The sequence below is a fragment of the Pseudomonas sp. W3I7 genome, from assembly GCF_030816095.1.
Taxonomy (GTDB): Bacteria; Pseudomonadota; Gammaproteobacteria; order Pseudomonadales; family Pseudomonadaceae; genus Aquipseudomonas; species Aquipseudomonas salomonii.
The window spans coordinates 1,518,253-1,543,222 of the sequence record NZ_JAUSXP010000001.1; the positions used below are offsets into that span (position 1 = coordinate 1,518,253).

22 protein-coding genes are annotated in these 24,970 nt (G+C 60.2%); 18 read left to right on the forward strand and 4 right to left on the reverse strand.

What is annotated here, in order from left to right:
• Positions 1–77: 77 nt before the first annotated feature.
• Entirely contained in the window at positions 78–827 is a 750-nt protein-coding gene (locus QF043_RS07165; protein ID WP_307417975.1) for an AraC family transcriptional regulator, read from the reverse strand.
• A gap of 138 nt (positions 828–965) precedes the next feature.
• Here QF043_RS07165 and QF043_RS07170 point away from each other — a divergent pair, with 138 nt between their 5' ends.
• Entirely contained in the window at positions 966–1,775 is an 810-nt protein-coding gene (locus QF043_RS07170; protein WP_065929763.1) for a UDP-2,3-diacylglucosamine diphosphatase, read from the forward strand.
• A gap of 130 nt (positions 1,776–1,905) precedes the next feature.
• Here QF043_RS07170 and QF043_RS07175 read toward each other — a convergent pair whose 3' ends face one another.
• From QF043_RS07175 to phhA, 3 genes are all read right to left on the reverse strand, one after another.
• Entirely contained in the window at positions 1,906–3,099 is a 1,194-nt protein-coding gene (locus QF043_RS07175; protein WP_307417976.1) for an amino acid aminotransferase, read from the reverse strand.
• Positions 3,099–3,455, reverse strand: a complete 357-nt coding sequence (locus tag QF043_RS07180) for a 4a-hydroxytetrahydrobiopterin dehydratase (RefSeq protein ID WP_307417977.1) — start codon at positions 3,453–3,455, stop codon at positions 3,099–3,101. Before QF043_RS07180 ends, QF043_RS07175 begins: the two co-directional genes overlap by 1 nt.
• A 97-nt stretch (positions 3,456–3,552) precedes the next feature.
• Positions 3,553–4,359 carry a phenylalanine 4-monooxygenase gene (phhA, locus tag QF043_RS07185; protein WP_307417978.1) on the reverse strand — a complete coding sequence of 269 codons (807 nt, stop codon included), beginning with the start codon at positions 4,357–4,359 and terminating at the stop codon, positions 3,553–3,555.
• 257 nt (positions 4,360–4,616) lie between these two features.
• Here phhA and QF043_RS07190 point away from each other — a divergent pair, with 257 nt between their 5' ends.
• The 17 genes from QF043_RS07190 to QF043_RS07270 all read left to right on the forward strand — a co-directional run bounded on the left by QF043_RS07190 (position 4,617) and on the right by QF043_RS07270 (position 24,941).
• A complete protein-coding gene (locus QF043_RS07190; protein ID WP_307417979.1) occupies positions 4,617–6,179 on the forward strand; it encodes a sigma-54-dependent transcriptional regulator in 1,563 nt (520 codons plus the stop codon).
• Positions 6,180–6,507: 328 nt separating this feature from the next.
• Positions 6,508–7,248, forward strand: a complete 741-nt coding sequence (locus tag QF043_RS07195; protein ID WP_307417980.1) for a flagellar basal body rod protein FlgF — start codon at positions 6,508–6,510, stop codon at positions 7,246–7,248.
• 67 nt (positions 7,249–7,315) lie between these two features.
• Positions 7,316–8,101, forward strand: a complete 786-nt coding sequence (flgG, locus tag QF043_RS07200) for a flagellar basal-body rod protein FlgG (RefSeq protein WP_056859743.1) — start codon at positions 7,316–7,318, stop codon at positions 8,099–8,101.
• 53 nt (positions 8,102–8,154) lie between these two features.
• Positions 8,155–8,850, forward strand: coding sequence for a flagellar basal body L-ring protein FlgH (gene flgH / locus QF043_RS07205; RefSeq protein ID WP_056859744.1), 696 nt, complete (start codon positions 8,155–8,157; stop codon positions 8,848–8,850).
• A gap of 27 nt (positions 8,851–8,877) precedes the next feature.
• Complete coding sequence (locus tag QF043_RS07210) at positions 8,878–9,966, forward strand: flagellar basal body P-ring protein FlgI (RefSeq protein WP_225933067.1); 1,089 nt, start codon at positions 8,878–8,880, stop codon at positions 9,964–9,966.
• A 4-nt stretch (positions 9,967–9,970) separates the two neighbouring features.
• Positions 9,971–11,242 carry a flagellar assembly peptidoglycan hydrolase FlgJ gene (gene flgJ / locus QF043_RS07215; RefSeq protein WP_307417981.1) on the forward strand — a complete coding sequence of 424 codons (1,272 nt, stop codon included), beginning with the start codon at positions 9,971–9,973 and terminating at the stop codon, positions 11,240–11,242.
• Positions 11,243–11,252: 10 nt separating this feature from the next.
• A complete protein-coding gene (gene flgK, locus QF043_RS07220; RefSeq protein WP_307417982.1) occupies positions 11,253–13,289 on the forward strand; it encodes a flagellar hook-associated protein FlgK in 2,037 nt (678 codons plus the stop codon).
• A 14-nt stretch (positions 13,290–13,303) separates the two neighbouring features.
• Positions 13,304–14,887, forward strand: a complete 1,584-nt coding sequence (locus tag QF043_RS07225) for a flagellar hook-associated protein 3 (RefSeq protein WP_307417983.1) — start codon at positions 13,304–13,306, stop codon at positions 14,885–14,887.
• Positions 14,888–15,164: 277 nt separating this feature from the next.
• Positions 15,165–16,094, forward strand: a complete 930-nt coding sequence (locus QF043_RS07230) for a ketoacyl-ACP synthase III (protein ID WP_053257317.1) — start codon at positions 15,165–15,167, stop codon at positions 16,092–16,094.
• Between the two features lie 265 nt (positions 16,095–16,359).
• Positions 16,360–17,805, forward strand: coding sequence for a flagellin (locus QF043_RS07235; protein WP_058422163.1), 1,446 nt, complete (start codon positions 16,360–16,362; stop codon positions 17,803–17,805).
• A 75-nt stretch (positions 17,806–17,880) separates the two neighbouring features.
• The gene (locus QF043_RS07240; RefSeq protein WP_053257315.1) at positions 17,881–18,240 is read left to right on the forward strand and encodes a flagellar protein FlaG; all 360 of its coding nucleotides are present in this window, start codon (positions 17,881–17,883) and stop codon (positions 18,238–18,240) included.
• Between the two features lie 80 nt (positions 18,241–18,320).
• The gene (gene fliD, locus QF043_RS07245; RefSeq protein ID WP_058422164.1) at positions 18,321–19,733 is read left to right on the forward strand and encodes a flagellar filament capping protein FliD; all 1,413 of its coding nucleotides are present in this window, start codon (positions 18,321–18,323) and stop codon (positions 19,731–19,733) included.
• 144 nt (positions 19,734–19,877) lie between these two features.
• Positions 19,878–20,267: a flagellar export chaperone FliS gene (fliS, locus tag QF043_RS07250; RefSeq protein ID WP_017134932.1), complete on the forward strand. Its 390-nt coding sequence runs from the start codon at positions 19,878–19,880 to the stop codon at positions 20,265–20,267.
• 23 nt (positions 20,268–20,290) lie between these two features.
• The gene (gene fliT, locus QF043_RS07255; protein WP_017134933.1) at positions 20,291–20,587 is read left to right on the forward strand and encodes a flagellar protein FliT; all 297 of its coding nucleotides are present in this window, start codon (positions 20,291–20,293) and stop codon (positions 20,585–20,587) included.
• Between the two features lie 169 nt (positions 20,588–20,756).
• Positions 20,757–22,232, forward strand: coding sequence for a sigma-54 dependent transcriptional regulator (locus tag QF043_RS07260; protein WP_017134934.1), 1,476 nt, complete (start codon positions 20,757–20,759; stop codon positions 22,230–22,232).
• A gap of 110 nt (positions 22,233–22,342) precedes the next feature.
• A complete protein-coding gene (locus tag QF043_RS07265) occupies positions 22,343–23,554 on the forward strand; it encodes a PAS domain-containing sensor histidine kinase (RefSeq protein WP_307421326.1) in 1,212 nt (403 codons plus the stop codon).
• A gap of 7 nt (positions 23,555–23,561) precedes the next feature.
• Positions 23,562–24,941: a sigma-54 dependent transcriptional regulator gene (locus QF043_RS07270; RefSeq protein WP_307417984.1), complete on the forward strand. Its 1,380-nt coding sequence runs from the start codon at positions 23,562–23,564 to the stop codon at positions 24,939–24,941.
• The last annotated feature ends 29 nt before the right edge of the window (positions 24,942–24,970 follow it).

A 24,970-nucleotide genomic window follows, 5' to 3' on the forward strand; every position in this document is an offset into this window, starting at 1 on the left:
TGACAGAATCGCAGTCTAGAGGCTCGAGGGCGCCGGTGTCTGTCGCGGACCTCGCGAATCTTAGCGCCAGGCTCTTGTCAGTCCGAGCGACGCAACGCGCCCGGTGAGGCGCCAAACTCACGCAGCATGGCGGCAGAAAAGGCACTTTGCGAGGCGTAACCGACGCGCTCGGCGATTTCGCCAACGGGCAGCGGCGTCTCGCGCAAAAGTTGCAACGCCATGTGCAGGCGACGGCTACGCAGGTAGTCCATCGGTGTTTGCCCGCACTCAGCCATAAAACGCGCATGCAAGCGCGCCACCGAGAGGTCGGCAATACGCGCCAGGTCGGCCACCTGCAACGGGTGCGCAGCATGGCGTTCGATGTGCGCATTGAAGGCCGCATACGGCAGACGCTTGCCCGGTATAGGTTGGGCCAGCGGATGATTGAGACTGGCCAGCAGCAACACTGCGCCTTGCTGGGCGATCAGCGCGTCATCCACCGGGCTGTGTGCCAGCCATTGCACCAACTGGCTTTGCCGGGCGTCCAGTGTCAGTCGCGCCGGTTGATCGAGCAGGCGGCGACTGGTGGCGGCGTGCTCGCCCAAAGACTGCGCCACCCAATGCTCGTCGGGTACATCCAGCACCAGGCAGCGGCTGCCGTCGCGACTGCCACAGGCATGGTGGGCCGAGAAGGGCAGCACCATCACGCTGCTGGCGTGCACCTGGCTGCCCAGGCCATCGACTTCCAGGTCCAGATGCCCCGACAACCCGAACACCAGCTGGGCGTGATCATGGCTGTGGGCGAGCGGTTCTTCAAGGTAGTGGCGCAGCGTGAGGGTCGGTCTCATCGCAGTCTCCTGGGCAGCAAGTCTGCAGTCTACAACGCTTATGAGGGTCGCGAGCGCTGTCATCAGACTGACGCACAGTTGTCATGGGCTATTAACCGCCTGGGCGCAAGCTCGCGAAAACACCGTCGAGGGATGCCCATGACCAGTGCCGAGTTCGTTAAACCCAGCCGCAAACAACGGGTTCGTACCCTGTGGATCTCCGACGTGCACTTGGGCACCCGGGATTGCCAGGCCGAGCACCTGTCGCAGTTCCTCAAGGGCTACCACGCCGACAAGGTCTACCTGGTCGGCGATATCATCGACGGCTGGAAAATGCGCGGCGGCATGTATTGGCCCCAGGCCCACACCAATGTGATCCGCCGCTTGCTCACCATGGCCAAGCGCGGCACCGAGGTGATCTACGTCACCGGCAACCACGACGAATTCCTGCGCCGCTACTCCAAACTGATTCTGGGCAATATCCAGCTGGTGGACGAAGCCGTGCACGTCACTGCCGATGGCCGCCACCTGCTGGTGATTCACGGCGATCAATTTGATGTGATCACCCGATACCACCGCTGGCTGGCCTTCCTGGGCGATTCGGCCTATGAGTTCACCCTCACGCTAAACCGTTGGCTCAATCACTGGCGTGCGCGGTATGGCTATGGCTACTGGTCGTTGTCGGCGTACCTGAAACACAAGGTCAAGACGGCGGTGAGTTTTATCAGCGATTTCGAAGAAGCGATCGCCCACGAAGTGACCAAGCGCGAGTTGCATGGCGTGGTGTGCGGGCATATTCACCATGCCGAGATTCGCAAGGTGGGCGAGGTGGACTACCTCAATTGCGGGGATTGGGTGGAGTCGTGCACTGCGTTGATCGAGCACTGGGATGGCAGTATCGAGTTGTATCGGTTGGCGGATGCGCAGGCAAAAGAGGCGCAGTTGAAGGCCGAGATGGTTGCGGGCTAGAAGGTTCGCACGGTCAAAAATGTGGGAGCTGGCTTGCCTGCGATGGCGGTTGTTCAGTCAACTTATTCAGTGACTGACACACCGTAATCGCAGGCAAGCCAGCTCCCACAATTTGATTGGATTTCTTCAGTTATTTCGAGACGTCGGCGATAGCCTCGGCGAGCAGGGTCAGGCGTGTGGCATCAATGCCGGCGACATTCGCCCGCCCTGAACTGACCATATACACGCTGTGCTTCTCACGCAGTTGCTTGACCTGTTCGGCACTCAAGCCGGTATAGGAAAACATCCCACGCTGTGCACCAATATGCGCAAACTTCTCGGCCAGCCCGTGGGGCGCCAGCGCTTCTACCAGCCCTGAGCGCAGTTGTGCAATGCGCGAACGCATGGCCTCGACTTCATCGCTCCAGCGCTTTTTCAGCTCGGCGTCGCCCAGAATGGTCGCTACCACTGCCGCGCCATGATCCGGCGGCGTCGACCACAGGTTGCGCGCGATATTCGCCAGCTGGCTGCGCACGTCCGTGAGTTTCTCGGCGCTTGCCGCGCACACGATCAGCGCGCCGACACGGTCGCTGTACAGGCCGAAGTTCTTCGAGCAGGAACTGGTGACCAGCACTTCCGGCAGCTCGGCGGCAAACAACCGCACCGCCCAGGCATCCTGCTCCAGGCCGTCGCCAAAGCCCTGGTAGGCGAAGTCGATCAGTGGCAGCAACTGCCGTTCGCGCACGATGTGCAACACCTGGCGCCAGTCGTCCTGGGACAAGTCAAAACCGGTCGGGTTATGGCAGCAGGCATGCAACAACACCACGTCGCCCTTGGGCACGGTGCTCAGCATTGCGAGCATCGCGCCCACGTCCAGGCGGTTATCTGCGCCCACATACGGGTAATGGCTAACCTTGAGCCCGGCCTTGGCGAAGATGGTTTCGTGGATCGGCCAGGTCGGGTTGCTCAGCCAAACGCCACGGCCGGGCAGGTTTTGCGCGATAAAATCGGCACTCAGGCGCAGCGCGCCGGTGCCGCCAGGGGTTTGCGTGGCACCGGCGCGACACTCGCGAACCAACGCTGAATCGGCACCCAGTACCAATTCGCTGATCAGCGAACCGAAGGCCGCATTGCCGTGGCCGCCGATGTAGGTCTTGGTGGTTTGCGTGTCCACCAGGCGCTGTTCGGCCAGTTTTACCGAGTGCGGAATCGGCGTCAGGCCCTGGTCGTCCTTGTAGACGCCCACGCCCAGGTCGAACTTGTTCGGGTTGGTGTCCTGGGCATACAGATCCATCAGCCCGAGGATCGGGTCGCCGGGCACGCGGCCAATGGCATCAAAATGCATTACTTGCGGCCCTCGGCGTCTTTGGCCACTTCGTCGGTGCGCGCAGCCATGATGAAGTCGTTGCGGTGCAAGCCTTTGATCGAGTGGCTCCACCAGGTCACGGTGACTTTGCCCCACTCGGTCAAAAGACTTGGGTGATGGCCTTCGGCTTCGGAGATTTCACCCATGGCGTTGGTAAAGGCCAGGGCGAATTTGAAGTTCTTGAACAGGAAAACCTTTTCCAGCTGCATCACGCCGTCGCGCACTTCGATGTTCCAGTCGGGGATCTGCTTGATCAGTACCGGCAGCTCTTCGTCGCTGACTTGTGGGGCATCGGCGCGGCAGGCTTCGCAATGGGCTTGGTTCAAGGTGGTCATGGAGGTGTCCTGAATTCGAATGATTGAGATCAGTGGGCGTTACCCTAAAGCAACGCGGGGCCAGGGAACAGATTCACCTGGCCTCAAATTGTAAGGTTCAAGCAGCTTCGGGTTTGGGCGGGACTGCCTTTGGCGTGAACAGCGGCGCATGCAGACCCAGCTGCATACCGCGCTCGACCATGCCCATGATGTCTTCCTGCGCCACTTCAAACAGGCGCTTAAGCTCGGGCAGTACGAAGTACAGCGGTTGCAGGATGTCGATGCGATACGGCGTACGCATTGCTTCCAGAGGGTCGAAGGCCTGGTGTTGAGGTTCATCCGACAGGCAATACACGCTTTCTTTGGGCGATGACAAGATGCCACCACCGTAGATGCGTCGACCTTGCGGGGTGTCCACCAGGCCGAATTCGATGGTCATCCAGTACAGGCGCGCCAGGTACACGCGTTGTTCCTTGGTGGCCGCCAGGCCGAGCTTGCCGTAAGTGTGGGTGAATTCGGCAAACCATGGGTTGGTCAGCAGCGGGCAGTGGCCAAAGATCTCGTGGAAAATATCCGGCTCTTGCAGGTAGTCCAGTTCTTCGCGGGTGCGAATAAAGGTCGCCACCGGAAATTGCTTGTTGGCGAGCAATTCGAAGAAGGTCTGGAAGGGGATCAGTGCGGGGACGCGGGCAACTTGCCAGCCAGTGGTTTCGGCCAACACCTTGTTGATCTCACCCAGTTGCGGGATGCGGTCCAGGGGCAGGCCGAGTTTGTCGATGCCGTCCAGGTATTCCTGGCAGGCGCGCCCCTCGATCACTTTCAATTGGCGCGTGATCAGGGTGTTCCACACCGCGTGTTCTTCCGGCGGGTAGTGGATAAAACCTTGCGCATCGGGCTCGCGGGCCACGTAGTGCGTCTGCTTCATACGGCTCTCCTGCTAGGCATTCGTTCTTGTTATGTCCTGCGATGAACCTATTGATAACGCACAAGGCGACGGATTCCATCGGTCTCCGGTGCTTGCGCGTAGGAAAAGTTACCGTTATTCGTAAAGTTTTCGTTACGGTATGCCGACCTCTCGTTGTCTTGGGCTGGGAAAAGGTCACAAGCTGTCACATAATCTTGACGACTATCTGCGCCCAGCGGCAAAAAGCCCCGGCGCTTTCCCACCATTTGGGCTTTTTCATGCGTATTAAAGTGCACTGCCAGAACCGTATCGGCATCCTGCGGGACATTCTCAACCTGCTGGTGGAGTACGGCGTCAACGTCGCCAAAGGCGAGGTGGGCGGTGAACATGGCAACGCCATTTACCTGTTTTGCCCCAACCTTGTGAACATGCAGTTCCAGGCGCTGCGCCCGCAATTCGAAGCCATTGCCGGGGTATTTGGGGTTAAAAGGGTAGGGCTGATGCCCAGCGAACGTCGGCATATGGAGCTCAATGCGCTGCTCGGCGCCCTGGAGTTTCCGGTGTTGTCGATTGATATGGGTGGCTCCATCGTCGCCGCCAACCGCGCGGCGGCGCAGTTGCTCGGGGTGCGGGTGGACGAGGTGCCGGGCATTCCGCTGTCGCGCTATGCCGAAGATTTCGACCTGCCGGAGCTGGTGCGTGCGAGCAAATCGCGCATCAATGGCTTGCGGGTCAAGGTCAAGGGTGACGTGTTTTTGGCGGACATCGCGCCGCTGCAGTCTTCCGAGCACGATGACAGCGAGGCCATGGCCGGTGCCGTGCTGACCCTGCACCGTGCCGACCGTGTGGGCGAGCGTATCTACAATGTGCGCAAGCAAGAGCTGCGCGGCTTCGACAGTATTTTCCAAAGCTCCAGGGTCATGGCCGCGGTGGTGCGCGAAGCCCGGCGCATGGCACCGCTGGATGCGCCGCTATTAATAGAAGGCGAAACCGGCACCGGCAAAGAGTTGCTGGCACGCGCTTGCCACTTGGCCAGCCCGCGCGGGCAATCACCCTTGATGGCGCTCAATTGCGCGGGCCTGCCGGAGTCGATGGCCGAGACCGAGCTGTTCGGCTATGGCCCCGGCGCATTTGAAGGGGCGCGGGCCGAGGGCAAGTTGGGCCTGCTGGAACTGACGGCGGGCGGTACGTTGTTTCTCGATGGCGTGGGAGAAATGAGCGCACGCTTGCAGGCGAAATTGCTGCGCTTTTTGCAGGACGGCTGCTTTCGCCGGGTGGGCAGTGATGAAGAGGTGTACCTCGATGTGCGGGTGATCTGCGCCACCCAGGTAGACCTCTCGGAACTCTGCGCCCGTGGCGAATTCCGCCAGGACCTGTATCACCGGCTCAACGTGCTGTCGCTGCATATCCCGCCGCTGCGTGAATGCCTGGATGGCCTGGCGCCGCTGGTTGAGCATTTCCTTGACCAGGCCAGCCGACAGATTGGTTGCCCGCTGCCCAAGCTGGCACCGGCGGCGATGGATCGGCTCAGTCATTACCACTGGCCGGGCAATGTGCGGCAGTTGGAAAACGTGTTGTTTCAGGCGGTGTCGTTGTGCGACGGCGGCATGGTCAAGGCTGAGCATATTCGCCTGCCGGATTATGGGGTGCGCCAGCCGCTTGGGGATTTTTCCCTGGAAGGCGGGTTGGAGAACATCGTTGGGCGGTTTGAAAAGGCGGTGCTGGAGGCTTTGTACGCCGAGCACCCGAGCAGTCGGCAGCTGGGTAAGCGCCTTGGCGTGTCGCACACCACCATTGCCAATAAGTTGCGCGATTACGAAATCCTCAAGACCGATAAATAACCCGCTGACACACTGAGGTTAAAACTGTGGGAGCTGGCTTGCCTGCGATAAAGGTGGGTCAGTTAGCTAATGTGCCACTGATACACCGTTATCGCAGGCAAGCCAGCTCCCACAGTTGATCTTTGTCGCCTATAAGGTCCGTGCTTGCCGCAGGCGGCAGTAGTCCGCCGTTTTTTCGACTCTACCCCTGCCACCTAATCTCCATCCCTCCCCGCAAACCCCCGCCGCATATGGATTTCAATCTATTTTCAAAAGTTGGTTCGCAAATTGCTTAAGCCTCATCAGAGCAACGGTGGGCGGCAAGCGTCCGTCAGAAAGAGGATAGAGCGTGGACAAATACCTTTATGTGGCAATGACCGGCGCCAGCCAGAATGCACTGGCGCAAAAGGCCCATGCCAACAATCTGGCGAACATTTCCACCAACGGTTTTCAACGGGACCTGGAGCAGGCGCGTTCGATGCCGGTGTTCGGCGACAGCTTTCCGGCGCGGGCATTTGCCATGACCGAACGGCCGGGCACGGACTTCTCCCAGGGCGCCATGATTGAAACCGGTCGCGACCTCGATGTGGCGGTCAGCGGTGACGGTTGGATGGCCGTGCAAACCCCGGATGGCGGCGAAGCCTACGTGCGCAGCGCCAGCATGAATGTGGATGCGCTGGGTGTGTTGCGTGCCGGCAACGGCATGCCGGTAATGGGCAACGGTGGCCCGATTGCCGTGCCGCCCGAGCAGAAAATCGAAGTGGGCGCCGACGGCACCATCAGCATCCGCGCCATGGGCGAAGGCCCACGCGTGATGGCTGAAGTGGACCGCATCAAGCTGGTTCAGCCGGACCTCAAGAACATGACCAAGGGCCTGGATGGCGCCATCCATACCAAGGATGGCAAACCGGCCCAGGCCGACGCGAGCGTGCGGCTGACCTCGGGTTTCCTGCAGGCGAGCAACGTCAATGCGGTGGAAGAAATGACCGCCGTGCTGTCGCTCTCCAAGCAGTTCGAGCTGCACATCAAGATGATGAACAGCGCTAAAGAAGACGACCAGGCCATGACTCGCGTTCTGTCGATGAGCTGATTGCCGGTTCACTGAAGACTAATTTTGCAGCACAGCGCCAACAAACAGGCGCACGAAGGAGAACACTATGCTTCCGGCTCTATGGGTTGCCAAAACAGGTTTGGCCGCGCAGGACACCAACCTGACCACCATCTCCAACAACTTGGCGAACGTGTCGACCACGGGTTTCAAACGTGACCGCGCCGAGTTCCAGGATTTGCTCTATCAGATCAAGCGCCAGCCAGGCGCCCAGTCGACCCAGGACAGCGAACTGCCGTCGGGCCTGCAACTGGGTACCGGTGTGCAGATCGTCGGCACCCAGAAGAACTTCAGCGCCGGTAACCTGCAGCAAACCAACCAGCCGCTGGACATGGCCATCAATGGCCGGGGTTTCTTCCAGATCCTGCAGCCCGATGGCACTACGTCCTACACCCGTGACGGTACTTTCCACCTCGACTCCAATGGCCAGATCGTCACCGCCAACGGCTTCGCACTGGAGCCGGCCGTTGTAGTACCGGCCGATGCCAAGACCTTTACCGTCGGCACCGACGGCACCGTGTCCATCACCGTGGCCGGTAACCCGGCATCGCAAGTGATCGGCAACCTGCAAACCGCCGACTTCATCAACCCGGCCGGCTTGCAGGCCATGGGTAACAACCTGTTCCTGGAAACCGCCTCCAGCGGCGCGCCGCAAATCGGCACCCCAGGTCTCAACGGCTTCGGTACCACCCTGCAACAAACCCTGGAAACCTCCAACGTCAGCACGGTTGAGGAGATGGTCAACATGATCACCACCCAGCGCGCCTACGAGATGAACTCCAAGGTGATTTCCACCGCCGACCAGATGCTTTCGTTCGTAACGCAGAATCTGTAATCAAGTCTATGGGGCGCCTTTTGCGGCGCCTGCAACACCGTGAGGTAAGGGTCATGAATCGCTATGTTTCTGTTCTGGCATTGAGTGGGATCGCCGTGCTCGCGGGCTGTGTCGCCCCGTCGCCGAAACCCAATGACCCGTACTACGCGCCGGTGTTGCCGCGCACGCCGTTGCCGGCGGCGGCCAACAATGGCTCGATCTACCAGGCCGGTTTCGAACAGAACCTGTACAGCGACCGCAAGGCCTTCCGGGTGGGGGACATCATTACCATCACCCTGAACGAGAAGACCCAGGCCAGCAAAAACGCCAACTCGCAGATCGGCAAGACCAGCAAGACCGGCATCGGCCTGACCTCGCTGTTTGGTGGCGGCCTGACCACCAATAACCCCTTGGGCGATGGCGACCTGAGCCTCAATGCCGGTTACAGCGGTGACCGTGCTACCAACGGCAAGAGCGCGGCAGGGCAGGGCAACAGCCTGACCGGTTCGATCACCGTGACGGTGGCGGATGTATTGCCCAACGGCATCATCGCCGTGCGCGGTGAAAAGTGGATGACCCTCAACACCGGCGACGAGCTGGTGCGTATCGCGGGCATGGTGCGTGCCGATGATATTTCCACCGACAACACCGTGCCGTCGACGCGCATTGCCGATGCACGCATTACCTACTCGGGTACGGGTTCGTTTGCTGATGCGAGTCAGCCGGGCTGGTTCGACCGTTTCTTCCTTAGCCCGCTGTTCCCTTTCTAGGTGGCCATTTTGAACCTCAAACAGCTGATGGCTGCCGCGTTGTTGCTGGCCTTGAGCGCAGGGGCACACGCTGAGCGGTTGAAAGACATCGCCAGCATTTCCGGCGTGCGCTCCAACCAATTGATCGGTTACGGCCTGGTAGTGGGGCTCAACGGTACGGGCGACCAGACCACCCAGACCCCGTTCACCCTGCAAACCTTCAACAACATGCTCTCGCAGTTCGGCATCAAGGTGCCGCCTGGCTCGGGCAACGTGCAGCTCAAGAACGTCGCGGCCGTGTCGATCAGTGCCGACTTGCCGGCGTTCTCCAAGCCGGGCCAGGTGGTGGACATCACCGTCTCATCCATCGGTAACTCCAAAAGCCTGCGTGGCGGCACCTTGCTGATGACGCCACTCAAAGGTATCGACGGCAACGTCTACGCCATCGCCCAGGGCAACCTGGTGGTCGGCGGTTTTGATGCCGAGGGCCGTGACGGCTCGAAGATCACCGTTAACGTGCCATCGGCCGGTCGCATTCCCGGTGGCGCCACCGTTGAGCGCACCGTGCCCAGCGGTTTCAACCAGGGCAACAGCCTGACCTTGAACCTCAACCGTTCGGACTTCACCACCGCCAAGCGTGTGGTCGACAAGATCAACGACATGCTCGGCCCTGGCGTGGCTCAGGCCATCGACGGCGGCTCGATCCGTGTGACGGCGCCGCTCGACCCAAGCCAGCGTGTCGACTACCTGTCGATCCTGGAAAACCTTGAAGTCGACCCGGGCCAGGCTGTGGCCAAGGTCATCATCAACTCGCGCACCGGCACCATCGTGATCGGCCAGAACGTCAAGGTCTCGCCGGCGGCAGTCACCCACGGCAGCCTGACCGTGACCATCACCGAAGACCCGATCGTCAGCCAGCCTGGGCCGCTGTCCAATGGCCAGACGGCAGTGGTACCGCGCTCGCGGGTCAATGCCCAGCAAGAAGCCAAGCCGATGTTCAAATTCGGCCCCGGCACCACCCTGGACGAGATTGTCCGTGCGGTGAACCAGGTGGGCGCAGCGCCCGGCGACTTGATGGCAATTCTCGAAGCTTTGAAACAGGCCGGCGCCTTGCAAGCCGACCTGATCGTGATCTAAGGCCATGGCCATGGATATGCACAAAAGCGGGTTCACCAGCACGGCGGATTCGGGGTCTTATTCCGACCTCAACCGGCTGAACCAGCTCAAGGTCGGCGCCGACAAGAACAGCGAAGGCAACATGCGCAAAGTCGCACAGGAGTTCGAGTCGCTGTTCCTGAGCGAGATGCTCAAGTCCATGCGTTCGGCCACCGAGGCGCTGGGCAAGGACAACCCGCTGAACACCCCGGCTGCCAAGCAGTACCAGGAAATGTACGACCAGCAGTTGGCGGTCTCGATGTCCCGTGAAGGCGGTGGTATCGGTTTGGCTGACGTGCTGATGCGCCAGATGCAGAAGAACAAGCCGGTTGAGGCGCAGTCCTCCACCTTGCAAGGCCCGGCGGCGGCCGAGCCGGTCAAGGCCAGGAAGGTTGATGTGCCGACCGAAATTGCCGCCGGCACCCAGGCGAATGGCCCGTTGGGGCGCTCCAATGGCCAGCGGCCGTTGTGGGCTTACCGCGTTGCGGAGCCGCAAGGTACCAGCGCACACACCAACGACATGGAGCTGATGAACCAGCGTCGCATGGCGTTGCCGAGCAAACTGACCGATCGCCTGCTGGCTGGCATCGTGCCGAGCACCCAGCCCGCCACGCAGGCCGCGAGTGCGCCACTGCGTAACAGCGCCGCCACCGATAACGTGGTTAACAGCGCCGCGCGCAACGTTGCCGTGCCAAGCGGGCGCATGCAGGTTTATGGCCGCGCGATTGCCCAGCCACCGCTGGCACCGGCGAAAAAAGCCTTCAGCTCGCAGGACGAATTTGTCGCCACCATGCTGCCGATGGCCAAGGCGGCCGCAGCGCGCATCGGGGTCGATCCCAAGTACCTGGTGGCCCAGGCCGCGCTGGAAACCGGTTGGGGTAAATCGGTGATGCGCGCCGAGGACGGCAGCAGCAGCCACAACCTGTTCGGCATCAAGGCCGGGCAGAGTTGGCAGGGCGGCCAGGCGCGTGCAATCACCAGCGAGTTTCGTGCAGGGGCGATGGTCAAGGAAACGGCGCAATTTCGTTCCTATAACTCCTACCAGGACAGCTTTCACGACCTCGTGACATTGCTGCAAAGCAATGATCGCTATAAAGAAGTTGTGAAATCAGCCGACAACCCGGAACAGTTTGTACGCGAGTTGCAAAAAGCCGGATATGCAACCGACCCGGACTACGCCAGCAAGATTTCGCAGATCGCCAAAACGATGAACAGTTACCAGAACTTCGCTGCCGCTGGCGCAACCACACATTTATAAGGTCTGAACCATGAGTTTGCTCAGTATCGGGATGTCAGGACTCAATGCCGCTCAAGGCTCGTTGTCGGTCTTGAGTAACAACATTGCCAACGTCAATTCCCCGGGATACTCGCGTCAGCAGACCACCCAGAACGCCAGCGCCAGCAACCAGTATGGCGGCGTGTTTATCGGCAGTGGCACAACGCTTGCGGATGTGCGCCGCATTTATAACGACTTCTTGGGCGCTGCCTACCAGAGCAGCACCGCCCTTAACAGCGATGCCAACGCCTACGCGGGCCAGGCCGCCGCCATCGACAAGACCCTGTCGGACAAATCCACGGGGATGTCGGCCGTGCTCAGCGCGTTTTTTGCCTCTTTGCAGAACGCCGCGGCCACGCCCAGCGATGTATCCGCGCGGCAGTTGCTGATCACCAACGCCCAAACGTTGAGCAACCGCTTCAACGCGATTTCCACGCAGTTGACCCAGCAGAAAGAAAGCATCAACGGTCAGTTGCAGACCATGAGCGACCAGGTCAACAAACTGACCTCGTCGATTGCCTCGCTCAACAGCCAAATTGCCACGGCCCAGGGTTCTTCGACCAGTGCGCCGGCCAACCTGCTGGATGCGCGCAATGAGGCGGTGCGTTCGCTCAATGAGCTGATCGGCGTGACGGCCACCGAGAAGAACGGCCAGTTCAGCATCACCGCCGGCACCGGCCAATCGCTGGTAGAAGGCAGCGTTGCCAATACCATTTCGGCGGTGCCGAGCAAGAACGACAACAGCCAGTACACCATCCAGCTGAACATGGGCGACACGCCGATGGACATCGGCAATGTGGTCAGTGGCGGCAGCATTGGCGGCCTGTTGCGTTATCGCAGTGATGCGCTGATGCCGGCCATCAACGACCTGGGACGCATCGCCATTGCCACGGCCGACAGCGTTAACAGCCAGCTGGGCCAGGGCCTGGACCTGAACAGCGATTTCGGCTCTTCGCTGTTTGGCGACATCAACAGCGCGGCGGCCATTTCCCAGCGCAGCCAGGCGGCCGCCGGTAACAGCGCAGGTTCGGGCAACCTGAACGTGACGATTGCCGACAGCAGCAAGCTGTCGACCTTCGACTACAAGGTGACCTTCACCAGCGGCAATCAATACAACGTGGTGCGCTCCGACGGCAAAGCCATGGGCTCGTTCGACACCACCACCACGCCACCGCCGGTGATTGACGGCTTCACCCTGGCCTTGAACGGCAAGGGGCCGGTGGCGGCCGGTGACAGCTTCAAGGTCAGCCCGACGGCCAATGGCGCCAGCGGTATCAGTGTCGACCTCAAAGACCCGAACAAACTCGCGTTCGCCGCGCCCTTGGCCGGCAATGCCAGCAAGACCAATACCGGCACGGGTGCGTTCACCCAGCCGACCTTGACCGTGCCGATCGATATCGACGGCGGCGCCGCGACTGCGCAGTTGCGCACCGGGATCGAAAACTCAATGCCGGTAAAAATGGTATTCGGCAAGCCGGCGGCGGACGGCACCCAGTCCTATGCGATCAGTGATGCCCAGGGCAACCCGATCGGCACCGGCACCATCATTCCGGGCCAGGGCAACAAGGTCAGTGTGAACGTGCCGATGCGTGACGCCAGCGGTGCGTTGATCCCCGGCAAAAGCTTCAGCTTTGACACCACCGTGTCCGGTTCGCCGGCCAATGGCGACAGCACCACCTTTTCGTTCAACAGTGGCGCCACCTCCGATGGTCGTAATGCCCAGGAACTGCTGGGGTTGCAGACCAAGGCCACGGTGGGTGCAGTGGACGGCAATGCGGGCGTCAGCCTGGTCAGCGCCAACAGCCGGCTGGTGTCCCAGGTCGGCTCCAAGGCCGCCCAGGCCAACACCGACAGCACCGCCACCGGCGCCTTGCTGGCGGCGAACAAGGCGGCCAGCAACTCAGTGTCCCAGGTCAACCTGGACGAGGAAGCGGGCGATATGATCAAGTTCCAGCAGTACTACACCGCGTCGTCGCAGATCATCAAGGCCGCGCAGGAAACCTTCAGCACACTGATCAACGCCCTTTAAAGGAGTCTGGAACGATGCGTATCTCTACACAGCAGTATTTCGACACCAGCTCCAGCAAGTATCAGGACAATTATTCGGGTGTGGTGAAGGCCCAGGACCAGGCGAGTTCCGGTGTGCGTGTGCAAACCGCGTCCGATGACCCGGTGGCTGCCGCCCAATTGCTGATGTTGCAGCAGCAGAAAGACATGCTGGGGCAGTACAACGGCAATATCACCAGCTTGCAAAACTCGCTGACCAACGAAGAAAGTGTGCTGGCGAGCATCAATACCTCCCTGCAAGCCGCCCAGGGCCTGGCACTGCAGGCCGGTAACCTCAAGCTCAGCGATGATGACCGCAAGGCGATCGCCAGCCAGATAGGTGCTCTTGAAGACCAGGTGTTGGGCCTGCTCAATACCAAGGACTCCAGCGGCAACTATATGTTCTCCGGGACCAAGACCGACACGCCGCCTTACACCCGTAACAACGATGGCACCTACACCTATCAGGGTGATGAGACGCCGCTGAGCCTGCAAGTGTCGAGCAACCTGACGGTCTCTGCGGGGGATACGGGCAAGACGTTGCTTGAGAGTTCTTCCAATACCGGTCGCACCCAGGCCACGCTGTTGCCGCCTGCGGTGAATGACGGCAAGGTCGCGATCTCGGCGGGCCTGATCACCTCCGGCACCACTTACACCAAGAGTTTTTCCGATGGTCAGCCCTATAAATTGACCTTCTCCAGCAGCACCCAATACAGCGTGAGCGACAAGGACGGTAATGACGTTACCGCCGAGATCACCGGTAACGGCACGTTTGACTCCACCAAGGAAGGCGCTTCGAGCGTCAACTTGCGCGGCGTCAAATTCGATATCAGCTTGAACCTGGGGCCGGATGTCGCCTCGGGTGCGCCTGCGGATGCATTGGTGGCAGGCAAGGCGTTCACCCTGGAAAGCAAGCCGGACACGTTCAGCAGCTCGCGTACCGCCAGTAATCCGTCCACGGCGCAACTGACCGGCGGCCGGGTCACGGATCAGCCGACCTACGCCAGTACCTTTCCCAACTCGGGTGCGGTGGTCAAGTTCACCAGCGGCAATGCCTACGACGTGTATGCCCAGCCGTACACGCCGAACAGCAAGTCGATTGCCTCGGGCACCATGGCCACCGGCGCGACGTCGATTACCGCTGCCGGGGTGACATTCGATGTGAGCGGTACGCCAGGGGCTGGTGATCAGTTTTCCGTTGGTGCCACCAGCAACAAAAATATGAACGCCCTGGATACCTTGGGCCAGCTGCGCAAGGCCCTGCTGGTCCCGGCGGATGGCAACCAGGTCGCCAAGAACAACCTCAAAGACGTGTTGAACACCACCATCGGCAACCTGACCAACGCGTCGGCACAGATTGACCAGGTGCGCGGTTCGATTGGTGCACGCCAGAATGCGCTGGATATTCAGGGCCAGGAAAACACCAGTCTGGGCCTGGCCAACACCTCGACCATGTCGTCACTGGCCAACGTCGATATGGGCCAGGCCGCCATTGACCTGACCTTGCAACAGACCATGCTGCAAGCCTCGCAATTGGCCTTCGTGAAAATCTCGCAGTTGAGCCTGTTCAGCCGCATGTAATCGGCGGTGATACAAACGGCCCAGCCTGGAAACAGGGTGGGCCGTTGTCGTTTCTGCTGCCGGGAATGTTGCAGGGTTTTGCACAAAGCGCACAAAATTGAGTGACCTGTGAGTCATAAAGCGCATCTTCACTGTATCGTGTGAAAAGGATAAGTCGCTTGCGAGTCTTTACGCGGCGGCTTTCAGCGATATTTTCATGGGGTTATCCCCTTTATTGTCAGCGCTCCCGGCCAAGCCCGAGGGGTGTTATCCAGCTATTTAGTATTGGGAAGCCACAATGATTGGCATAAAAAGCATCGCCAGTTACGTGCCGGCAGACGGGGTTGATAACTACGCCCAGGGCGCCAAATTCGCCAAGGATGAAGATTTCATCATCGGCAAGATCGGTTCGGCGTTCCTGCCGCGCAAGGATGCTGCGCAGGAAACCTCTGATCTGTGTGTCGAGGCAGTCAACGCCTTGTTTGCGGCCAACCCGGATTTGAAGCGCGAATCCATCGACGCGCTGATCGTTGTGACGCAAAACGGCGACGAAGAGGGTTTGCCCCACACCGCCGCCATCGTCCAGGACAAGCTGGGCCTGCCCACCCACGTGGCTGCGTTTGATATTTCCCTGGGCTGCTCCGGCTACGTCTACGGCATCTATGCGATGAAGGGCTTCATGGAAGCCACCGGCCTGAAAAATGGCCTGTTGATCACCGCCGACCCGTATTCGAAGATCGTCGACCCGGAAGACCGCAACACCACCATGCTGTTCGGCGATGCCGCCACCGCCACCTGGATGGGCGAAGACGCGCCGTGGTTGCTGGGTAAGTCCAAGTTCGGCACCGACGGTTCCGGCGCGCCGCACCTTAAGGTCAGCGACGGCGTGTTTTTCATGAACGGCCGCCAGGTGTTCAACTTCGCGTTGCTCAAGGTGCCGGCACATTTGCACGAGCTGCTCAATGAGTCGGACCTCAAAGCCGACGAAATCGACGCATTCTGCATCCATCAGGGCAGTGCGGCGATTGTTGACGCGGTCGCGCGGCGTTTCGAAGATGCGCCCGTGGAGAAATTCATCAAGGACATGGTCGAGACCGGCAACACCGTGTCCTCGAGTATTCCGCTGCTGCTGGAAAAGCACATGATCGACGGCGATTGGAAGCGGGTTGCCATCAGCGGTTTCGGCGTTGGCCTGTCGTGGGGCTCGGCGATTCTCTATCGCCCGTAACGCTCTAATAGGCTGCACACAAAAACGCCCAGGCTCAAAAAGCCTGGGCGTTTTTTATTTGGCGCCAGAAAACCCAGCAATTGCGAGTGATTGGGCTATCGTAAATGCTTGAATTACAAAGGGTGGCCCCGTGCTAGTAAAAAAAATCAAAAAAGTCCTCAAGCAACCTGCTTTCACGACGATAACTATTACGAAGGTTCTCTAGGCCACACCCGGCGGTTGCCAGGGCCGGAAGCCGCAGTACACCACCCACGAGGATTTCGTCATGGCATTAACAGTAAACACCAACCTTGCTTCGTTGACCGTTCAGAACAACCTGAACAAGGCTTCCGGCGCCCTGCAAACCTCCATGCAGCGTCTGTCCTCCGGCCTGCGTATCAACAGCGCCAAAGACGATGCGGCCGGCCTGCAAATCTCCAACCGTCTGACCAGCCAGATCAACGGCCTGGGCGTTGCGATCAAAAACGCCAACGACGGCAGCTCCATTGCGCAGACCGCTGAAGGCGCAATGCAGCAGTCCACCAACATCCTGCAAAGCATGCGTACCCTGGCTCTGCAATCCGCCAACGGCTCGCCAAGCGCTGAAGACCGTAAGTCGAACCAGGCTCAATACGCTGCTCTGACTGCTGAATTGACCCGTATCGCTACCACCACCACCTTCGGTGGCAAGAACCTGCTGGACGGTTCTTTCGGTACTACGTCGTTCCAGGTCGGCGCCAACGCCAACCAGACCATCGACATGAGCATCGGTAACGTTGCCGCCAACAACATTGGTTCGCAGCAGCTGAAAACTCAATCCCTGACGCCTTCGGCAACAGGTATTGCCGGCGGCGCGATCACCGTTACCGGTGGTGGCCAGTCTGCAACCGTGACCCTGGCAGCTGGCGCTTCCGCCAAGCAGATCGCTGCTCAAATGAACGGCGCTGTCGGCGGCCTGGCTGCGACTGCCAGCACTGAAGCTAAGTTCACCGTGAACACCGCTACCATCGGTGCTGCTACCCCTCCGAACGCTAACTTCACCCTGCAAGTGGGCAGCGGTGCAGCCGTTCAGTTCACTGGCGTGACCAGCACTGCCGACCTGGCTAGCCAACTGTCGTCCAACGCTGCCAAGCTGGGCATCAGCGTTAACTACGATTCGTCGACCGACGCTCTGTCGGTCAAGTCCGACACCGGTGAGAACCTGACCTTCAACGCTGGTGACGGCGGTGCTGCTGGTATCTCGGTTGCAACAAAAGACGGCAGCGGTACCTTCGGTACTGCTACTGCACTGGCCGCCACCGCTATCATTGCTACCGGTGCTGTTTCGCTGAACTCCTCCAGCAGCTACGCGCTGAACGGCGCGGGTGTAGCTGGTGTGTTCGCTGCCGGTGCTGCTACCGCTGCCAACTCCACCAAAACCACCGTCAACAACACCGACGTTACTACCGCTGCCAACGCGCAAAACGCGATCGACGTGATCACCCAGGCGATCTCGGACATCGACTCCCAGCGTGCCGGCCTCGGTGCTGTACAAAACCGTTTCGACAACACCGTTGCCAACCTGCAGAGCATTGCAGACAACTCCAGCGCCGCTCGCGGTCAGATCCAGGATGTTGACTACGCTGCAGAAACTGCTCAGCTGACCAAGCAACAAACCCTGCAACAGGCTTCCACTGCGATCCTGTCCCAGGCCAACCAGCTGCCTTCCGCTGTACTGAAGCTGCTTCAGTAATAGCCATCGGTAGATGACTGACGGAAGGGCGCGTTTACGTGCCCTTTTGTCTTTTGCGTGATGAGGAGACTGGACATGGACATGAGCGTCAAGTTGAACCTGTCTTATCCGGCAGCGGCGCCGCAAAGTGCTCCTGCTCCCGTAAGTACCGACCCGCAGAAAACCAAGGTGGACCCTACGGTCGCCACGGTCCAACCCAAGCAGGACTCGAAGCCGTCCGACCTTGAACAAGCGGTCACGGATATTCGCAAATTCGTCCAGGCTGCCCAGCGCAACCTGGATTTTTCCATTGATGACACCACCCATCAGGTGGTAGTCAAGGTCATTGCGACCGACAGCGGCGAGGTGATTCGTCAGATCCCTTCGGAAACTGCGTTGAAACTCGCACAAAGCCTTCACGACGCCAGCAGCGTGTTGTTTGACGCCAAAGTCTGAGCTGGCATGAATTTTGTTGCTGAAGCTGCTTGAGGCGTCGTACGTCAAGAAAGCGCCAGCCCCGGATCAGGAGAACAGTCATGGGTGATATTACGGTTAGCGGCCCAGTTACGAACATCGATACCCAGTCGATCGTGACGGCATTGGTGAACGCGGAACAGGCACCCAAGCAGTCGCAGATCAACAAGCAGACGCAAACGTCGACCGCCCAGCTGTCCTCGATCGGCAAGATTCAAGCGGCATTGGATGCGTTCCGCGGCGCCATGGACAACATGGCCAAAGACGCCAGTATCGGCGGTTTGTCGGCAACGACCTCGGATAACAATGTATCGGCCATCACGCTGGGCGCCGGTGCCTCCGCGGGTAGCTACCAGTTGGTGGTCAATCAGTTGGCGACGGCCTCGAAGGTCGCTACCCAAACCTTTGCAGCCGGGACGAAGGCTGTCGTCAATAGCGGCACTACGTCGACCACCCTGGAGATCTCCCAGTCGGGCAAGAGCTATGGTGTGAGCGTTCCGCCAGGTGCGACGTTGCAGCAGGTGCGTGACTCGATCAACGCGCAATACAGCAGTGCTGGCTTGAGTGCCAACATCCTGACTGACGCCACCGGTTCTCGTTTGGTCATGACGTCGACCAATACCGGCGTCGGCACCGACATTACCCTCGGCGGTAACTCCGGCCTGGAAGCCGGAGCGTCAGTCGTGACCGTGCCGCAGAACGCGAAGTACACCATTGACGGTACCGCTCAGGAATCCAAGAGCAATACCCTGGGTGACGCGATCAGTGGTGTGAGCATCAAGTTGACGGCAGTGTCGCCTCTGCCTGCCGGCTCTACAGAGCCGCTACCCCCTGGCTCAACCGTTACGCGCCTGAGTTCGACCATTACCATCGCGCGAAGCACCGACACCCTCAAGAGTTCGGTCAAGGGCTTTGTCGACACCTATAACGCCTTGATGACAGCGATCAACACTGAGACCGCGGTGACCACCAATGCCGACGGTTCCATCACGTCGGCTGCGCTGACGGGCGACGCCACCTTGCGTACCCTGACCTCGGCCGTTCGTAGCGAACTGAACGCATTGGGTGGCACGGGCTCGTTGAAATCCCTGGCCCAGTTTGGTGTGAACACTGACCAGAAGACCGGCAAGCTCAGCATTGACGATAAGTTGTTCAGTGCGGCTATCGCGACCAACCCCACTGACATTGGCGGCATTTTCAACGGCGACAAGGGGCTGCTGGCTCGGATGAAGACCGCGACCGACAGCTATGCGCTCAGTGGTACCGGGGTGCTCGCCACGCGTACGTCGACGCTGTCGGCAAATATCAAGGACCTGCAAAACCAGCAGGACACCCTGACCGCGCGCATGGCGGCCTTGAAGACGAGCCTGACCGCCAAATACACCACGATGAACAACCTGGTCGCCCAGCTCACCAGTCAACGTTCCAGCGTGATGACCACGCTTAACGCGCTGAATAATCCGAAGACCAATTGATCCTCAATGAGGCCGCCCGGCAATGTGATTAACGTTGTCGGGCGTGACCTTCGCCAGACTATCGGCTTAAAGTTTTTTGCGACGCCGTCGACATAATAATCAGAGCCCATCTTTTTTAGCTGTTGCCTGCCACGAGGTAGAAACATGAATCCCATGAGAGCCCTTCGCCAATATCAGAAGGTCAATTCCCATGCCCAAGTCTCCGAAGCCAGCCCACATCGCCTGGTGCAGATGCTGATGGAAGGCGCGCTGGACCGCATGGCTCAGGCCAAGGGCGCCATGGCTCGTGGTGATATCGCGCAGAAGGGTTTGCTGCTGGGCAAGGCGATCGACATCCTGATCGGCTTGCGTGACGGCTTGAACCCGGAAAAAACCGATGATCCGGCCGCGTTGCAGCAACTCGATAATCTGTATGCCTACATGACCACGCGTTTGCTTGAAGCCAACAGCAAGAGCGATGTCAGCATGATCGATGAAGTAGCCGGCCTGATGATTACGCTCAAGGAAGGCTGGGACGGTATTGCAACACTGTAGGCCTTTGGCCTGAGGATGATGTCATGAGCCACGCCCTGCAACGGATTGACGAGACCCGCGAAGCCTTGGTCGACGCATTGGCGCAACGTAACTGGGACGCCATCGGCGAACTGGACATGGGGTGCCGCGCAGTCATCGACGAAGCGCTCAATAACGCGCCGGTGGACGAGGATGCGCTGCGGGAGAAGCTGGAGAGCTTGCTGGCGGTGTATCAGCAGTTGCTGGAGGTGACGACCGGCGAGCGCCAGGCGATTTTCGAAGAGATGTCGCAGATCAACCGCGCGCAAAGTGCGTCAAAGGTTTACCATCTGTTCGGCTGAACTGGCTCAGTTAATCCGAACGGCGCGTCATATATTTGACTGTGCTCGTATTTTTGACTTAACTAGTGCTGTTTTCAGATTTCAGGCGTCTGTAAGGTAAGAAGTCCTACAGGCGTCTCGATTGCCCTCACTCTGGGGCAGGAAGTTTTACTAGGGAAGTTGCTATTGCATGTGGCGTGAAACCAAAATTCTGCTGATTGATGACGATAGCGTCCGTCGCCGCGATTTGGCGGTGATTTTAAATTTTCTCGGTGAAGAAAATTTGCCCTGCGGCAGCCATGACTGGCAGCAGGCGGTCAGCTCTTTGTCATCGAGCCGTGAAGTTATTTGTGTGCTGATCGGGACGGTAAATGCTCCTGGCGCCATTTTGGGCCTGTTAAAGACACTGTCGACCTGGGATGAGTTCCTTCCGGTGTTGCTGATGGGTGATATTTCTTCCGTGGACCTGCCGGAAGACCAGCGCCGCCGCGTGCTTTCAACCCTGGAAATGCCGCCCAGCTACAGCAAATTGCTCGATTCCCTGCACCGTGCCCAGGTCTATCGCGAGATGTACGACCAGGCCCGCGAGCGCGGCCGTCACCGTGAACCCAACCTGTTCCGCAGCCTTGTCGGCACCAGTCGTGCGATTCAGCATGTGCGCCAGATGATGCAGCAAGTCGCCGATACCGACGCCAGTGTGCTGATCCTTGGCGAATCCGGCACCGGCAAGGAAGTGGTTGCCCGCAACCTGCACTATCACTCCAAGCGCCGCGACGGGCCATTCGTGCCGGTCAACTGCGGGGCGATCCCGGCAGAGCTGCTCGAAAGCGAACTGTTCGGCCACGAGAAGGGCGCCTTTACCGGGGCGATCACCAGCCGTGCCGGGCGTTTCGAGCTGGCCAACGGCGGCACCTTGTTCCTCGATGAAATCGGCGATATGCCGCTGCCGATGCAGGTCAAGCTGTTGCGCGTATTGCAGGAGCGCACCTTCGAGCGCGTGGGCAGCAACAAGACCCAGAGCGTCGACGTGCGCATTATTGCCGCCACTCACAAAAACCTCGAGAGCATGATCGAGGTCGGCAGCTTCCGCGAAGACCTGTACTACCGCCTCAACGTATTCCCCATCGAGATGGCTCCGCTGCGCGAGCGTGTGGAAGACATCCCGTTGCTGATGAACGAGTTGATCTCGCGCATGGAGCACGAAAAGCGCGGTTCGATTCGCTTCAATTCCGCCGCGATCATGTCCCTGTGCCGCCACGGCTGGCCGGGCAACGTGCGTGAGCTGGCCAACCTGGTGGAGCGCATGGCGATCATGCACCCCTACGGTGTGATCGGCGTGGTCGAACTGCCGAAGAAATTCCGCTACGTCGACGACGAAGACGAGCAACTGGTCGACAGCCTGCGCACCGACCTCGAAGAGCGCGTGGCCATCAACGGCCACACGCCGGACTTCGGTTCCACCGCCATGCTGCCGCCCGAAGGCCTGGACTTGAAGGACTACCTCGGTAGCCTCGAGCAGGGCCTGATCCAGCAGGCGCTGGACGATGCCAACGGCATTGTTGCCCGCGCCGCCGAACGCTTGCGTATCCGTCGAACCACCCTGGTTGAGAAGATGCGCAAGTACGGTATGAGCCGTCGAGAAGGTGATGAACAGGCGGATGATTGACGCCTGTTTTTTAAACTACTGAAATATCAGTAGTTTTTTTTCGGCACGGGTATTGCTACAGCCCTCGCAACGTTCCGTTTAACTGACGGTCAGCCAAGCGAGAGAGCATGATGCCCCACGCCGCCCAACACTCTTTGGTCCCTGATGCTCAGGGGCCTGTCCCGACTGCCGAGCAGCTCAGCCGACCTGGCCTGGAACAGGCGTTTTCGCTGTTCAGCCAGATGTCGAGCCAACTGACGGACTCTTACAGCTTGCTGGAGGCGCGGGTTTCCGAGCTTAAAGGCGAGCTGGCGGTGGTCAGTGCCCAGCGCATGCAAGAGCTGGCCGAGAAAGAGCGCCTGGCCAACCGTCTGCAAAACCTGCTGTCGCTGCTGCCCGGTGGCGTGATCGTCATTGATGATCAAGGCCGCGTGCGTGAAGCCAACCCGGCTGCGGTCGACATGCTCGGCCTGCCGCTGGAAGGCGAGTTGTGGCGCGAAGTTATCGCCCGCTGCTTCGCCCCCCGTGAAGACGACGGCCACGAAATCTCCCTCAAGGACGGCCGGCGCCTGTCCATCGCCACCCGTTCCCTGGACGCCGAGCCCGGCCAACTGGTGCTGCTCAACGACCTGACGGAAACCCGTCACCTGCAAGACCAGCTGGCGCGCCATGAACGCTTGTCGTCGTTGGGGCGGATGGTCGCTTCTTTGGCGCATCAGATCCGCACGCCGTTGTCGGCGGCGCTGATCTACGCCAGTCATTTGACTGATGAGCAATTGCCGGCCGCCACCCACCAACGTTTTGCTGGCCGTCTCAAAGAGCGCTTGCATGAGTTGGAGCACCAGGTGCGCGACATGCTGGTGTTTGCCCGCGGCGAATTGCCGCTGACCGACCGTGTTACGCCAGCCATGTTGTTGCAGTCGCTGCAAGCGGCCGCCGCCACCCATATCCAGGACGCCCAGGTGCGCTGGCAGTGCGATAGCCACCAGGGCGAGTTGCTGTGCAACCGCGACACCCTGGTCGGCGCCTTGCTCAACCTGATCGAAAACGCCACCCAGGCCAGTGGCCCCGGTGCGCGGCTCAAGGTGCACCTGTACACCCGCGAGCAAACCCTGCGCCTGTGTATCAGCGACAGCGGCAGCGGCATTGAGCCGTTGGTGCTGCAACGCCTGGGCGAGCCGTTTTTTACCACCAAGACCAACGGCACCGGCCTCGGCCTGACCGTGGTCAAGGCAGTGGCACGTGCGCATCAGGGAGAATTGCAACTGCACTCCCGGTTGGGGCGTGGCACCTGTGCATTGATGACCTTGCCACTGTTTTCCAGCACGGCAAGCGCGGAGTAAAAGGACTATGGCTATCAAGGTTTTATTGGTCGAAGACGATCGCGCCCTGCGTGAAGCATTGGCTGACACGCTGCTTTTGGCGGGCCATGACTACCGGGCGGTCGGTTCTGCCGAGGAAGCCTTGGAGGCGGTCGAGCAGGAATCTTTCAGCCTGGTGGTCAGTGACGTCAACATGCCCGGCATGGACGGCCACCAGCTGCTCGGCCTGCTGCGCGCGCGCCAGCCGCAACTGCCGGTGCTGCTGATGACCGCCCATGGCGCCGTGGAGCGGGCGGTGGACGCCATGCGCCAGGGCGCGGCGGATTACCTGGTCAAACCCTTTGAGCCTAAAGCCCTGATCGAACTGGTTGCCCGGCATGCACTCGGCGTTGTTTCGAACGCCGCAGGCGAAGGCCCGATTGCCTTTGAACCGGCCAGCGCGCAATTGCTGGAACTGGCGGCCCGCGTGGCGCGCAGCGATTCCACCGTGCTGATCTCCGGCGAGTCCGGCACCGGTAAAGAAGTGTTGGCGCGGTATATCCACCAGCAATCGAGCCGCGCCAAACAACCGTTCATTGCGATCAACTGCGCGGCCATCCCTGACAACATGCTCGAAGCCACCTTGTTCGGCCATGAAAAAGGCTCGTTCACCGGCGCCATCGCGGCCCAGGCCGGCAAGTTCGAACAGGCCGACGGCGGCACCATCCTGCTCGACGAAATCTCGGAAATGCCCCTGGGCCTGCAAGCCAAGCTGCTGCGGGTGTTGCAGGAGCGTGAGGTGGAGCGCGTGGGCGCACGCAAGCCGATCCAGCTGGATATCCGCGTGGTTGCCACCACCAACCGCGACCTCGCGGGCGAAGTGGCGGCGGGGCGCTTTCGTGAAGACCTGTTCTACCGGCTATCCGTATTCCCGCTGGCCTGGCGCCCGTTGCGCGAACGCCCGGCGGACATTATCCCGCTGGCCGAGCGCCTGCTGAACAACCACGTCAAAAAAATGAAGCACGCCCAGGCGCGGCTGTCGGCCGAGGCTCAGGCTTGCCTGATCAGCTACCCATGGCCGGGCAATGTGCGCGAATTGGACAACGCCATCCAGCGTGCGCTGATTTTGCAGCAGGGCGGTTTGATCCAGCCGCAAGACTTCTGCCTGGCCATGGGCAGTGGCAGCGCGCCGTTGCCGAGCCTGGCGCCCGCACCGGTGGCGGCTGCCGATACCGAGTCCGGCGGTGCGCTGGGCGACGACCTGCGCCGCCGCGAATTCCAGATGATCATCGACACCTTGCGTGCCGAGCGCGGCCGTCGCAAAGAGGCCGCTGAACGCCTGGGCATCAGCCCGCGCACCCTGCGCTACAAGCTGGCGCAGATGCGCGACGCCGGGATGGACGTGGAAGCCTACCTTTTCGCCACGTGAAAAACTCTTGGGCTGACATGGTTTGTCGC

Coding starts and splice junctions, on each gene's coding strand:
- QF043_RS07165 (WP_307417975.1), bottom strand. CDS start 827: ATGAGACCGACCCTCACGCTGCGCCACTACCTTGAAGAACCGCTCGCC.
- flgK (WP_307417982.1), top strand. CDS start 11,253: ATGAGTTTGCTCAGTATCGGGATGTCAGGACTCAATGCCGCTCAAGGC.
- QF043_RS07225 (WP_307417983.1), top strand. CDS start 13,304: ATGCGTATCTCTACACAGCAGTATTTCGACACCAGCTCCAGCAAGTAT.
- QF043_RS07190 (WP_307417979.1), top strand. CDS start 4,617: ATGCGTATTAAAGTGCACTGCCAGAACCGTATCGGCATCCTGCGGGAC.
- QF043_RS07175 (WP_307417976.1), bottom strand. CDS start 3,099: ATGCATTTTGATGCCATTGGCCGCGTGCCCGGCGACCCGATCCTCGGG.
- QF043_RS07260 (WP_017134934.1), top strand. CDS start 20,757: ATGTGGCGTGAAACCAAAATTCTGCTGATTGATGACGATAGCGTCCGT.
- phhA (WP_307417978.1), bottom strand. CDS start 4,359: ATGAAGCAGACGCACTACGTGGCCCGCGAGCCCGATGCGCAAGGTTTT.
- QF043_RS07180 (WP_307417977.1), bottom strand. CDS start 3,455: ATGACCACCTTGAACCAAGCCCATTGCGAAGCCTGCCGCGCCGATGCC.
- QF043_RS07265 (WP_307421326.1), top strand. CDS start 22,343: ATGCCCCACGCCGCCCAACACTCTTTGGTCCCTGATGCTCAGGGGCCT.
- fliS (WP_017134932.1), top strand. CDS start 19,878: ATGAATCCCATGAGAGCCCTTCGCCAATATCAGAAGGTCAATTCCCAT.
- QF043_RS07235 (WP_058422163.1), top strand. CDS start 16,360: ATGGCATTAACAGTAAACACCAACCTTGCTTCGTTGACCGTTCAGAAC.
- flgG (WP_056859743.1), top strand. CDS start 7,316: ATGCTTCCGGCTCTATGGGTTGCCAAAACAGGTTTGGCCGCGCAGGAC.
- flgJ (WP_307417981.1), top strand. CDS start 9,971: ATGGCCATGGATATGCACAAAAGCGGGTTCACCAGCACGGCGGATTCG.
- QF043_RS07270 (WP_307417984.1), top strand. CDS start 23,562: ATGGCTATCAAGGTTTTATTGGTCGAAGACGATCGCGCCCTGCGTGAA.
- flgH (WP_056859744.1), top strand. CDS start 8,155: ATGAATCGCTATGTTTCTGTTCTGGCATTGAGTGGGATCGCCGTGCTC.
- QF043_RS07210 (WP_225933067.1), top strand. CDS start 8,878: ATGGCTGCCGCGTTGTTGCTGGCCTTGAGCGCAGGGGCACACGCTGAG.
- QF043_RS07240 (WP_053257315.1), top strand. CDS start 17,881: ATGGACATGAGCGTCAAGTTGAACCTGTCTTATCCGGCAGCGGCGCCG.
- fliT (WP_017134933.1), top strand. CDS start 20,291: ATGAGCCACGCCCTGCAACGGATTGACGAGACCCGCGAAGCCTTGGTC.
- QF043_RS07170 (WP_065929763.1), top strand. CDS start 966: ATGACCAGTGCCGAGTTCGTTAAACCCAGCCGCAAACAACGGGTTCGT.
- QF043_RS07230 (WP_053257317.1), top strand. CDS start 15,165: ATGATTGGCATAAAAAGCATCGCCAGTTACGTGCCGGCAGACGGGGTT.
- fliD (WP_058422164.1), top strand. CDS start 18,321: ATGGGTGATATTACGGTTAGCGGCCCAGTTACGAACATCGATACCCAG.